The organism is Streptomyces sp. NPDC052040 (assembly GCF_044548405.1).
In the GTDB taxonomy this organism is placed as follows: domain Bacteria; phylum Actinomycetota; class Actinomycetes; order Streptomycetales; family Streptomycetaceae; genus Streptomyces.
In genome coordinates this window covers 300,727-312,426 of the sequence record NZ_JBIUBV010000001.1, presented here as the reverse complement: position 1 = coordinate 312,426, position 11,700 = coordinate 300,727, and the positions used below count along the sequence as shown (strand labels likewise).

The window sequence follows — 11,700 nt, the reverse complement described above, 5'->3', positions numbered from 1 at the left end:
GCCTCGGCCGTGGGCGGCGGGGCGGGGTCACCAGCAGCTCTTCCTGGAGGGCTCGCGTCGTAGTGCCCTCCGTTGGAGTGGAACCGGCGGGCGGAACCTCAAATGTTCCTCTGAACGTCCCCGGGGAGGGGTTCGGCGCCGGAGCACCGGGCCATCACTCCGGCACACCGGCAGCAGTGGCGGTCGTCGACGGGGCGGGGCGGGGCGGAGGACGGGACGATGGAGCGACTGGGTACGGGCATCGGCTGGCGGCCGGAGATCGCCGACGCGGTGGAGCGGATGCCGGGCGTCGACTGGGTGGAGACCGTCGCCGAGAACGTGTGCCCCGGCCATCTGCCCGACTCCCTGGTGCGTCTGCGCGAGCGCGGTGTCACCGTCGTCCCGCACGGCGTCTCCCTCGGCCTGGGCGGCGCGGACCGTCCCGACCGGGCGCGGCTGGCCGCGCTCGCCGAGTGCGCCCGGGCGCTGGGCTCGCCCCTGGTCACGGAGCACATCGCGTTCGTCAGGGCGGGCGGCCCGCTGACCGCCTCACCCACACTGGAGGCGGGCCATCTGCTCCCCGTCCCCCGCACCCGTGACGCGCTGGACGTCCTGTGCGAGAACATCCGCATCGCGCAGGACGCGCTGCCCGTGCCGCTCGCCGTGGAGAACATCGCGGCGCTGATCTCCTGGCCGGGCGAGGAGATGACCGAGGGTCAGTTCCTCTACGACCTGGCCGACCGCACCGGCGTACGGCTGCTGATCGACGTCGCCAATCTGCACACCAACCAGGTCAACCGGGGCGAGGACCCGGTCCGGGCACTGGACGAACTGCCCGTCGAGGCCATCGCGTACGTCCATGTCGCGGGCGGCTTCGAACGTGACGGCGTCTGGCACGACAGCCACGCCCACCCGGTGCCGCAGCCGGTACTGGACATCCTGGCCGGCCTCGCCTCGCGCTGCGCCCCGCCCGGGGTCCTGCTGGAGCGCGACGAGAACTTCCCCGAACCGGCCGAGCTGGAGCGGGAGTTGAACACCATTCGACGGACGGTGGAGAAGGCGGCGCGACCCACGGAGCCGGGCCGCGGCACCACATCCAGGACGACGGCGGGCGGCACGGGGGCGGCCGGAGCGGACGCGAAGAGCGCAGACGCGAGGAGCGCATACGCGGCGAGCGGCAGCGCGGAGGGCGGCGGCACGCAGAGCGCGGACGCGAAGAGCGGCGGCACGGAGGGTGGTTGCGCGCGGGAGCGGCTCGCGCTCGGGCAGACCGCGCTGCTGTCCGCCCTGGTCGCCGGGACGCCCGCGCCCGAGGGTTTCGACCGGGTGCGGCTCGGCGTGCAGACCCGGTCCCTCACCGCCAAACGCGCCGATGTCGTCGCGAAGGTCGCGCCCGAACTGCCCGGATTCCTCGGGGAGACCTACCGGGCCGCCTTCCTCGACTACGCCCAGGGCCGTCCGATGACCGGCGGCTACCGGCGCGACGCCCTCGGCTTCGCCGAGCATCTGCTGCGCGCCGGGCTCCCCGAGGACGCACGGGCCCGGCGGCGCCTGCACGACTGGTGGCAGGAGCGGTCGGGCCCGACACCGCCGTCCCGCCACCCCGCGGCGCGGCTCGCCCGGGCCACCCGCCGGGCACTGCTGCGGCACTGAACCGCCGGGCCACGGTGCCGGACCGGATCAAGGTCCTGGAGGCCACCGGGCAGGTCGACTTCGACGCGCCGGACACCCCCTGGCACCCGGCGCATCCGTCACGGTCAGGCGAGACCGGCGACCAGCTCGGCAACCGACTTGCGGCGGCCGGTGTAGAAGGGGACCTCCTCGCGGACGTGCATCCGCGCCTCGGAGGCGCGCAGATGACGCATGAGGTCGACGATGCGGTACAGCTCGTCGGCCTCGAAGGCGAGGAGCCACTCGTAGTCGCCGAGGGAGAAGGAGGCGACCGTGTTGGCCCGCACGTCCGGGTAGCCCCGGGCCATCTTGCCGTGGTCGGCGAGCATCCGGCGGCGGTCCTCGTCCGGCAGCAGGTACCAGTCGTAGGAGCGCACGAACGGGTAGACACTCACATAGTTGCGCGGCGTCTCGTCGGCGAGGAACGCCGGGATGTGCGAGCGGTTGAACTCGGCGGGGCGGTGCAGCGCCATGTTCGACCAGACCGGGACGAGCGCGCGGCCGAGCTTCGTACGGCGGAAGAGGTTGTACGCCTCCTGGAGCTGGTCGGCGGTCTCCGCGTGCCACCAGATCATGAGGTCGGCGTCGGCGCGCAGCCCCGACACGTCGTACGTGCCGCGGATCTTCACGTCCTTCGCGGCGAGCTGGTCGAACAGCTCCTGGACCTCGTCGGCGTAACCGGCGCGGTCCTCGGGCAGCACGTCCTTCAGCTTGAAGACGGACCACAGGGTGTAGCGGATGACCTCGTTGAGGTCCTTGGCCAGCTTGCCCTTGTTCGGGATCCTGCCGGACTCGGTGGTAGGGGCGTCGTCGCTCATGCGCCTATTCTCCCGCTCCGCCATGGAGGCTCTGCACCGGGTCGGCGGTGAGCCGCTGCACACCCCGCAGGTCGCCGCCGAGCTGGTCGACGGCCGCATACGCGCTCGCGATGCAGGCGGGGATGCCGACGCCGTCGTAGGCCGCACCGCACACGGCGAGTCCGGGGACCTCCGCCACCTGCGCGCGGACGCGGGCGACGCGGGCGTGGTGGCCGACGGGGTACTGGGGCAGGCCGTCGGTCCAGCGGGTGACGCGGGTCTCCACCGGTGCGGCGGCCAGGCCGGTGGCCTCCCGCAGGTCGTGGCGCGAGACGGCCACGAGGTCGGCGTCCTCGCGGCCGAGGATCTCGGTCTCCCCGTGGCGTCCGACGGAGGTCCTCAGGACCAGGAGGCCGGGGTCCTCGTCGGCGATCCAGCCCCACTTGCGGGAGGCGAAGGTGGACGCCTTGATCGTGCGCCCGTCGACGGGCGGCACCAGGAAGCCGCTGCCCTCGGGGAGGTCGGCGTCGGCGCGGCGGTAGGCGAGGGTGATCAGGGCCATGGAGGCGTACTCCACGGCGTCCAGTTCGGCGGCGGCACCGGGGGCCGCGGTGCTCAGCAGCCGGGCGGCGGCCGGGGCGGGGGTGGCGACGACCACCGCGTCCGCCTCGAACAGGCGCTCCCCCGACCGGATCTGCCAGCCCTCGCCGGTGCGGTGCAGGCGGTCGGCCGCGGCGTTCAGGAGGATCTCGCCGCCCCTGGCCCGGACCGACTCCGCGACCGCGAGGGGAAGCCGTCCGACACCGCCCTCGATGCCCATGAACACCGGGCCCGGCTGCGCGGCCGCGGCCGCCTTCGCCTGGATCCCGCGGACCGCCTCGGTCAGCGAGTCGTGCTGCCGGGCGGCCTGGAAGAGCTGCGGCACCGCCGAGCGCATCGAGATGCGGTACGCGTCGCCCGCGTACACCCCGCCGAGCAGGGGCTCCACCAGGCGGTCCACGACCTCTCGGCCGAGCCGCTCCGCCACATATCCGCCGACCGCGACATCGTCGCCGATCTCCGTGCGGGGCAGCCGTGCGTCCTCCTCGATCCGGCGCAGGCCCTCGTCGGAGAGCAGGCCGAGGAGCGCCGACGCGGTGCCGGGGACGCCCATCACATGGCCCTTGGGCATCGGCCGCAGGGCGCCCCGGGTCCAGATCGAGGCGGTCGCCGTGGCGGGCGGCTGGAGCCGGTCGCCGAGTCCCACCGCGTGGGCCAGCTCGACCGCCTCGGGCCGCCGGGCGAGCATCGACTCGGCCCCGAGGTCGACCCGCACGCCCGCGATCTCACCGGGCAGCAGCTTGCCGCCGACCCGGTCCGAGGCCTCCAGGACCGTCACCCGCGCGCCCCGGTCCAGCAGCCGGTGGGCGGCGGCCAGTCCGGCGATCCCGCCTCCGATGACGACGACATGCCCGGCGTGACGGTCGTGCCCGACATGCTCGACGTGACCGGCGTGCTCGACGTGACCGGCGTGCTCCGCGGCCGGGCGGGCGTGAGGTGTGCTCATGTCCCCAGCCTCTCAGACAGCGCCGACGGTCCCGCGGGGGCCGGGCTCTCCACCGGTCGGGCGCGCGACCGGCAGTGGGCGCGGGCCGCCCGGCGGGCGGGGCGGCCGCGACCGAAGTGCCCTGCCCCCGTAGCGTGTTCGCATGAACATGAGCCGTACGGGAGAGCGTCTCGTCGTCATCGGCGGCGACGCGGCCGGCATGTCCGCCGCATCGGCCGCCCGCCGCCTGAAGAAGCCAGGCGAACTGGAGATCGTGGCCTTCGAACGCGGTCGCTTCGCCTCCTACTCGGCGTGCGGCATCCCGTACTGGGTGGGCGGCGAGGTCGACTCCCGGGACCGGCTGATCGCCCGTACGCCCGAGGAGCACCGGGCCCGGGACATCGATCTGCGGCTGCGGACGGAGGTCACGGAGATCGACCTCGCGGGCGGCCGGGTCCGCGCCCGGGACACCGGATCCGGGTCCGAGTCCTGGACCTCGTACGACAAACTCGTGATCGCGACCGGTGCCCGGCCGATCCGTCCCCGGCTGCCCGGCATCGACGCGCCCGGGGTGCACGGGGTGCAGACGCTCGACGACGGGCAGGCCCTGCTGGACTCACTCGCCGCCGACCGGGGCCGCCGCGCGGTGGTGGTGGGCGCCGGGTACATCGGCGTGGAGATGGCCGAGGCGATGATCAAACGGGGGTACGAGGTCACCGTCGTCAACCGCGGCAGCCAGCCCATGGCGACCCTGGACCCCGACATGGGACGGCTGGTGAACCGGGCCATGGAGGGCCTCGGGATCACCATGGTGAACGACGCCGAGGTGACCGCGGTCCTCACGGACGGCGACCGGGTCCGGGCGGTCGCCACGGACACCGCCGAGTACCCGGCGGATGTGGTGATCCTCGGGATCGGGGTACGCCCGGAGACGACGCTCGCGCACGCCGCCGGTCTGCCGCTCGGCGCGCACGGCGGGCTGCTCACCGACCTGGCGATGCGGGTGCGCGGCCACGAGAACCTCTGGGCGGGCGGCGACTGCGTCGAGGTGCTCGACCTGGTCTCGGGCGGGATGCGGCACATCGCGCTGGGCACGCACGCCAACAAGCACGGGCAGATCATCGGCACCAATGCGGGCGGCGGCTACGCCACCTTCCCCGGAGTGGTCGGCACGGCCGTGAGCAAGGTCTGCGACCTGGAGATCGCGCGCACCGGACTGCGCGAGAAGGACGCCCGGCGGGCCGGGCTGCGGTACGAGTCGGTGGTCGTCGAGTCGACCAGCCGCGCGGGCTACTACCCGGACGCCGCGCCCATGACCGTCAAGATGCTCGCCGAGCACCGCACCGGGCGGCTGCTCGGCGTGCAGATCGTCGGCCGGGAGGGCGCGGCGAAACGGGTCGACATCGCCGCGGTGGCGCTGACGGCACGGATGACGGTGGAGGAGATGACGGCCCTCGATCTGGGCTACGCGCCCCCGTTCTCCCCGGTGTGGGACCCGGTCCTGGTGGCCGCGCGCAAGGCGGCGGTGGCGGTGACGGGAGCCCACCGCTAGCGACCGCCCTGCGGGGCCGAAAGGCGGCTCCACCGGCAAGGCAGCGCTACCAGTGAGGCCAGCACTACCGGTGGGCTGTGCCTTCGGGCCCCCACCCGGCCGCTCCCTCAGGCCGATTCGTGTCGGCCGGGTTCCGTGATCCGCTCGATCGCCTGCCGGGCCTGCTCGGCGGGCGGCCGCGGCGGCAGTGAGGACACCGAGGCGCTGGCGGGCACGGCGGCGGACGGCTGGGGCCCCGCCGCCGGGGGCCTGGCGTGCGCGGCGCCGGGGCGGACGGAACGCAGCCGGTGGCCGACGGCCTCGTCGAGGGTCACCGGACGCTGCATCTGCGCGGCCAGCCGTCCCGCCTCCTGGCCCAGCCGGGCGATGTCCTCCCAGGGCAGGCGGATCACCAGCGCAAGTTCGGCCTCGCCATCGGGCAGAGCGTGTATCGCAGGGGTGTCCCGGTCGTTCATCGCCTGTTCCTCACGTCGTCCCCGCGGCACGCCTTGCCCGCACCGCGGGCGGTTGAGGAGACATACGCACGGGCCCACCGGCGTGTTCACCGATTCGCCGGGCGCGTGCCGGGCAGTACTGTCCTGTGGTCATTCCCGTTCATGACGTCAACCCGGTACGGCGCACGCCCTATGTGACCTACGCGCTGATCGCGGCCAACCTCGTCGTCTTCCTGCTGACCCCCGGCATGGCCGGATCGGTGGCGGGACAGAGCGACCTCGCCCAGCTGTGCCACCTCCAGGCCTTCCTGGACCACTACGCGGCGGTGCCCAAGGAGCTGATCCACGATCAGCTGCCGCGTCTGGTGCCCACCGGCGCGGTGGGCGTCGGGCCGCACGGCCCGGGCTGCGTGGTGGGGCCGCCCGGCTACCGGAAGTCGCCGTCGGCGTCGGTCTTCACGGCGATGTTCCTGCACGGGAGCTGGCTGCATCTGCTGGGCAACATGCTGTTCCTGCTGATCTTCGGCAACAACATCGAGGACCGGCTCGGACATGTGCGGTTCGCGCTGTTCTACGTGGCGTGCGGCTATGCGGCCGGGTACGGCTTCGCGCTCCTCAACAACGCCTCGGGCGACCCGCTGATCGGCGCGTCCGGCGCGATCGCGGGCGTGCTCGGCGCCTATCTGGTCCTGTATCCCCGGGCGCGGGTGTGGGTGCTGGTGCCGTTCCTGATCTTCCTGCCGCTGCGCCTGCCCGCGTGGATCGTGCTGGGCTTCTGGTTCGGACTCCAGGCGGTCTACTCGTACGGGGGCGGCGTCTCCGAGGCCGGAACGGTCGCGTACGCGGCCCATGTGGTCGGCTTCCTGGTGGGCATGGTCCTGGCCTGGCCGCTGCGCCGGGGCACCCCGCCGCCGCCCGAGCCGCGGGGCCTGCTGTGGGGCAGGCAGGCGCGGCACGGGTGGTGATCCGGCGGGCGGGGTCCCGGCGGCAGCGCGGTCAGCGGGCCGTCTGCGTGTGGACGTACTCCGTGAGCCGGGTGAGCGCGTCCGGGTCGGTGTTCGGCATGACACCGTGGCCGAGGTTGAAGACATGGCCCTCAAGGCCCGCGGCGGCGTCCAGCACCTCGCGGGTCTTCGCCTCGACGGCCTCCTGCGGGGCGAAGAGGACGGCGGGGTCGAGGTTGCCCTGAAGGGCCTTGCCCGGGCCGACCCGGCGGACGGCCTCGTCGAGCGGGACACGCCAGTCGACGCCCACGACGTCCGCACCGGCCTCGCCCATCAGGCCGAGCAGTTCGCCGGTGCCGACACCGAAGTGGATGCGCGGCACGCCGTAGTCCGCGACGGCCCGGAAGACCTTCGCCGAGGCGGGCAGCACGGAGCGGCGGTAGTCGACGGGGGCGAGGGCCCCGGCCCAGGAGTCGAAGAGCTGGACGGCCGAGGCGCCCGCCTCGATCTGGACCTTCAGGAAGGCGGCGGTGATGTCCGCGAGCCGGTCGAGCAGCTCGGCCCACAGGGCGGGGTCGCCGTGCATGAGCGCCTTGGTGTGCTCGTACGTACGGGAGGGGCCGCCCTCGATGAGGTAGCTGGCGAGGGTGAAGGGGGCGCCCGCGAAGCCGATCAGCGGGGTCGGGCCCAGCTCGGCGGTGAGCAGCCTGATCGCCTCGGTGACGTAGGAGACGTCCTCGGGGGTCAGATCGCGCAGCTGCGCCAGGTCGGCGCGGCCGCGGATGGGGTTCTCGACGACGGGGCCGACGCCCGGCTTGATGTCGAGGTCGACACCGATGGCCTTGAGCGGGACGACGATGTCGCTGAAGTAGATCGCCGCGTCCACGCCGTGCCGGCGGACCGGCTGGAGCGTGATCTCGGTGACCAGCTCGGGCCGCATGCAGGACTCCAGCATCGGGATGCCCTCGCGGACCTTGCGGTACTCGGGCAGGGACCGCCCGGCCTGCCGCATGAACCACACCGGGGTGTGCGGTACGGGTTCGCGCCTGCACGCCTTCAGGAAGGCGGAGTCGTACGTCGCTGTCGGCTGGCCCGTCGCGGGGCGGTTCTCGGCACTCACGACCAAAGTCTCCCACGCGCCGGGGACGGCCCCCTCCGGGGTGGCGGACGCCGCGGCCGGGCCCCTGGTACCGAGGAGGACGGGGGAGCGCCGGGGGCGTGAGATGTCGCGCCCGCCCCGCGCGAACCGCGTGTCCGCAGCGCACCGGCGCACGGTCGGAGCCGGGCGCCCAAGGCAGCGACCACACCGCGCCGTTCCCCGTCAAACCGCCCCGGGCATCGGGTGTCTCTCCCTGCGAACGTGCTTTCTTCCCCTTACTCTTCCCCGCATGGCTGCGGCTCAGGAACGACTGGACGGCGCGGACGGAATGGACGACGCGGAGGAGGGGGAACAGGATGCGAGGGATACGGCTCCGCCGCCGTTCCGTGCCGCGGTCGACGCGCTGAAGACCGCGCGGCTGCGGCCCGAGATGGAGGTCGAGCCGACCCGCGCGCCGCAGCGGCTGGCTCCCTTCACCTACGCCCTGGAGGCGGCGGTCGTCCAGGAGGACGAGGACCTGGCCGACGGGCGCCTGGTGCTGCTCCACGACCCGGCCGGGCACGAGGCCTGGCAGGGCTCCTTCCGCCTGGTGACCCTGGTGCGCGCGGAACTCGAACCGGAGATGGCCGCGGATCCCCTGTTGCCCGAGGTGTGCTGGTCCTGGCTGACCGGTGCGCTCCAGGCCCGCGGGCTGTCGTACGGCGAGCCGAGCGGCACCGTCACCCGCGCGAGTTCTCACTACTTCGGGGGGCTCTCCGCGCGCCCGGCCGCCTCCCAGATCGAGATCCGCGCGTCCTGGACACCGCGGGAGGGGCTCGGCGGCGTCCCGGACACGGCCGCCCACCTCGCGTCCTGGTGCGATCTGCTGGCCCAGGTGGCGGGTCTGCCCCCCGCGGGGCCGGGGGACGGGTCGGTGGTGACGCTGCCGCAGCGGCGGGGACCGCAGCCCCGCTGACCCCGGCGGCGACGCACATCGCGACAGCCGCCTCGACAACCACCTCGACAACCGCCGCGGCGGTCACTCTCACAGGCACATCCACAACCGCCGCGGCGGACGCTGCCACCGGCGCCGCGGCGGTCACCTGTGCATACCTCACGGCCTGTCAATCCCGACTTGACACTTCTTGCCGTCTCTTTGTCGATACGGCCACTTTCGGACCCTGATCCATAAAGGACCGAACCAAATCGATCTTCGCCTGATCGCTCGTGCATCCGAATTGCCCGGATTGTTACTCACCAAATCGTGATCATTCTCTAAAGGAGCACGGGTTTGGTGCCGAAGACGACTGTGACCTTGAAAGCACGGTTCGTTCCGGCTTCATCCCCAGAGCCGGCCCCGTCCCGCACCCCCAGGAGGCCTGGTGTCCGTTCTCCTCGAGCAGCCCGCAAGCCTGGTCGCCTACCGCCCGAACAAGCCGACCGCCATGGTGGTCGTGGCCGACCCCCGGGTCCGTTCCACCGTCACCCGCCATCTCTGGGCGCTAGGAGTGCGCGACGTCATCGAGGCGTCGTCGATCGCGGAGGCCCGCCCCCGTGTCGGCAACCCGCGTGACATCTGCGTCGCCGACGTCCACCTCCCCGACGGCTCCGGCCTCACCCTGCTGTCCGAGACCCGCGCCGCGGGCTGGCCCAACGGGCTCGCCCTGTCCGCCGCCGACGACATCGGTGCCGTCCGCAACGCCCTCGCGGGCGGAGTCAAGGGCTATGTCGTCACCGGTACGCGTACCAACGTCGGGCTCCCCACCCGGCCCGGCGCCGCGCCGATCGGCGCCGCCGCCGCGCGTCTGCACCGCCGCCCCCCGGGCGCCCCGAGCCACCCGGGCGGCTACCGCGAGCTGTCCGGCCGCGAGGTCGAGGTGCTGCGCCTGGTCGCCGAGGGACAGTCCAACAAGGCGATCGGCGTCTCCATGGGCCTGTCCGCACTGACCGTCAAGAGCCATCTCGCCCGCATCGCCCGCAAGCTGGGCACCGGCGACCGCGCCGGAATGGTGGCGGTGGCCCTCAGGACCGGCATCATCCACTGATCCACCCAGTCCCACCGAGCCTCACTCGGGCCGCCGACCCGACTCCTCCCGCTTCCCTCCGCTTCCTTCCGCCGCTCCCTGCTCCGCTTCCCTCAGCCTTCCCCTCAGCCGCTTCCCCGCCCGCCTTCGCCGCTTTCCGTCACCCCCTTCCGCCGCCTTCCCCACCTCTCCCCCGCGTCCGCCCCGCCCCCGTCGCCCGCGGGCACAGTAATTCCGCTGCCGCCAAGTGCCCCGCGTGACTGGTTTGCGCCCCTCCGGCGCCCGTCGACGGAACGTTCCGTCGGCGGGCGCCGTCCACACACGGATACCCTTGACAGGTGACCGACGCCCAAGAGACCGCAGCAGACAGCCCACTGCGAACCACCGGAGGCGCCCCTTCGGACGATGTCGAAGCGGCGCCGATCCCCTTGCTGGAGCCGCGCGACGGCATTCCGCCGGTGATCGCCGACGAGGCCTCGCTCGCCGAGGTGATCGCCGCCTTCGCCGCCGGCCGGGGCCCCGTGGCCGTCGATGCCGAACGCGCGTCCGGCTACCGATACGGCCAGCGCGCCTATCTGGTCCAGCTGCGCCGCGAGGGCGCGGGCTCCGCCCTGATCGACCCGGTGGCCTGCCCCGACCTGTCGGGCCTGGGCGAGGCCCTCTCCGGGGTGGAATGGGTGCTGCACGCCGCCACCCAGGACCTGCCGTGCCTGCGCGAGATAGGCATGGTTCCCACCCGTCTGTTCGACACCGAACTGGCGGGGCGCCTTGCCGGGTATCCCCGGGTGGGCCTCGGCGCCATGGTCGAGAGCGTTCTGGGCTTCGTACTGGAGAAGGGCCACTCGGCCGTCGACTGGTCGACCCGGCCGCTGCCCGAGCCGTGGCTGCGCTATGCCGCCCTCGACGTCGAACTGCTCGTCGATCTGCGGGACGCCCTGGAGAAGGAGCTGGACCGGCAGGGCAAGCTGGACTGGGCCCGGCAGGAGTTCGACGCGATCGCCTCCGCGCCGCCGGCCGAGCCGCGCAAGGACCCCTGGCGTCGTACGTCCGGGATGCACAAGGTGCGCCGCCGTCGGCAGATGGCCGTCGTCCGCGAGCTGTGGCAGACCCGGGACCGGGTTGCCCAGCGCCGCGACGTCTCGCCGGGCAAGGTGCTGGGGGACGCCGCGATCATCGAGGCGGCGCTCGCCCTGCCGCCGAACGTGCACGCCCTGGCCGGGCTGAGCGGTTTCGGCCATCGCATGGGACGGCGCCAGCTGGAGCAGTGGCAGGCCGCGATCGACCGGTCGAGGGCGCTGACCGAGTCCGAGCTGCCGCAGCCCGGGCAGCCGGTGGCCGGTCCTCCGCCGCCGCGGGCCTGGGCCGACCGGGACCCGGCGGCCGCGGCCCGGCTCTCCGCCGCGCGCACCGCCGTCTCGGAACTCGCCGAGCAGCTCGCCATGCCCCAGGAGAACCTGGTCTCCCCGGACACCGTGCGGCGCCTGTGCTGGGAGCCGCCGAAGCCCGCCGATGAGGCGTCCGTGGCGGCCGCGCTGGCCGGGCACGGCGCCAGGCCCTGGCAGGTCGAGCAGGTCACCCCGGTCCTGGTGGCCGCGCTGTCCACCACCGGCTGACCCATTCGCCAACGTCGTACACGTCGTACGCGTCGCAACGTCGTACACGCCTCAGCGGGCGCGGCCCCCGGCCGCCCCGCCCT

10 protein-coding genes are annotated in these 11,700 nt (G+C 73.5%); 6 read left to right on the top strand and 4 right to left on the bottom strand.

From position 1 onward, the window contains the following. The first annotated feature begins 219 nt into the window (after positions 1-219). Positions 220-1,632: a DUF692 domain-containing protein gene (locus ACIHAA_RS01300; RefSeq protein WP_399811434.1), complete on the top strand. Its 1,413-nt coding sequence runs from the start codon at positions 220-222 to the stop codon at positions 1,630-1,632. Positions 1,633-1,736: 104 nt separating this feature from the next. Here the strand turns inward: ACIHAA_RS01300 and hemQ are convergent, their stop codons facing one another. Together hemQ and hemG are read right to left on the bottom strand one after the other, a co-directional pair. Next, positions 1,737-2,468: a hydrogen peroxide-dependent heme synthase gene (gene hemQ / locus ACIHAA_RS01295; RefSeq protein ID WP_399811433.1), complete on the bottom strand. Its 732-nt coding sequence runs from the start codon at positions 2,466-2,468 to the stop codon at positions 1,737-1,739. Positions 2,469-2,472: 4 nt separating this feature from the next. Further along, positions 2,473-3,993 (bottom strand): protoporphyrinogen oxidase, encoded by a 1,521-nt coding sequence (hemG, locus tag ACIHAA_RS01290; protein WP_399811431.1) that lies wholly within the window; start codon positions 3,991-3,993, stop codon positions 2,473-2,475. A 142-nt stretch (positions 3,994-4,135) separates the two neighbouring features. Here hemG and ACIHAA_RS01285 point away from each other — a divergent pair, with 142 nt between their 5' ends. Then, the gene (locus tag ACIHAA_RS01285; protein ID WP_399811427.1) at positions 4,136-5,524 is read left to right on the top strand and encodes an FAD-dependent oxidoreductase; all 1,389 of its coding nucleotides are present in this window, start codon (positions 4,136-4,138) and stop codon (positions 5,522-5,524) included. Positions 5,525-5,631: 107 nt separating this feature from the next. Here the strand turns inward: ACIHAA_RS01285 and ACIHAA_RS01280 are convergent, their stop codons facing one another. Continuing rightward, positions 5,632-5,979: a hypothetical protein gene (locus tag ACIHAA_RS01280; RefSeq protein WP_399811424.1), complete on the bottom strand. Its 348-nt coding sequence runs from the start codon at positions 5,977-5,979 to the stop codon at positions 5,632-5,634. Positions 5,980-6,104: 125 nt separating this feature from the next. Here ACIHAA_RS01280 and ACIHAA_RS01275 point away from each other — a divergent pair, with 125 nt between their 5' ends. After that, positions 6,105-6,923, top strand: a complete 819-nt coding sequence (locus ACIHAA_RS01275; protein WP_399811422.1) for a rhomboid family intramembrane serine protease — start codon at positions 6,105-6,107, stop codon at positions 6,921-6,923. A gap of 31 nt (positions 6,924-6,954) precedes the next feature. On the opposite strand, the gene hemE is transcribed toward ACIHAA_RS01275, so the two are convergent. Continuing rightward, the gene (gene hemE, locus ACIHAA_RS01270) at positions 6,955-8,022 is read right to left on the bottom strand and encodes a uroporphyrinogen decarboxylase (protein ID WP_399811420.1); all 1,068 of its coding nucleotides are present in this window, start codon (positions 8,020-8,022) and stop codon (positions 6,955-6,957) included. A 268-nt stretch (positions 8,023-8,290) separates the two neighbouring features. On the opposite strand from hemE, the gene ACIHAA_RS01265 reads away from it, so the two are divergent. The 3 genes from ACIHAA_RS01265 to ACIHAA_RS01255 all read left to right on the top strand — a co-directional run bounded on the left by ACIHAA_RS01265 (position 8,291) and on the right by ACIHAA_RS01255 (position 11,617). After that, positions 8,291-8,956, top strand: a complete 666-nt coding sequence (locus ACIHAA_RS01265; protein ID WP_399811417.1) for a DUF3000 domain-containing protein — start codon at positions 8,291-8,293, stop codon at positions 8,954-8,956. A 406-nt stretch (positions 8,957-9,362) separates the two neighbouring features. Then, positions 9,363-10,025, top strand: coding sequence for a response regulator transcription factor (locus tag ACIHAA_RS01260; protein WP_067229335.1), 663 nt, complete (start codon positions 9,363-9,365; stop codon positions 10,023-10,025). A 317-nt stretch (positions 10,026-10,342) separates the two neighbouring features. Next, positions 10,343-11,617, top strand: a complete 1,275-nt coding sequence (locus ACIHAA_RS01255) for an HRDC domain-containing protein (RefSeq protein ID WP_399811414.1) — start codon at positions 10,343-10,345, stop codon at positions 11,615-11,617. The last annotated feature ends 83 nt before the right edge of the window (positions 11,618-11,700 follow it).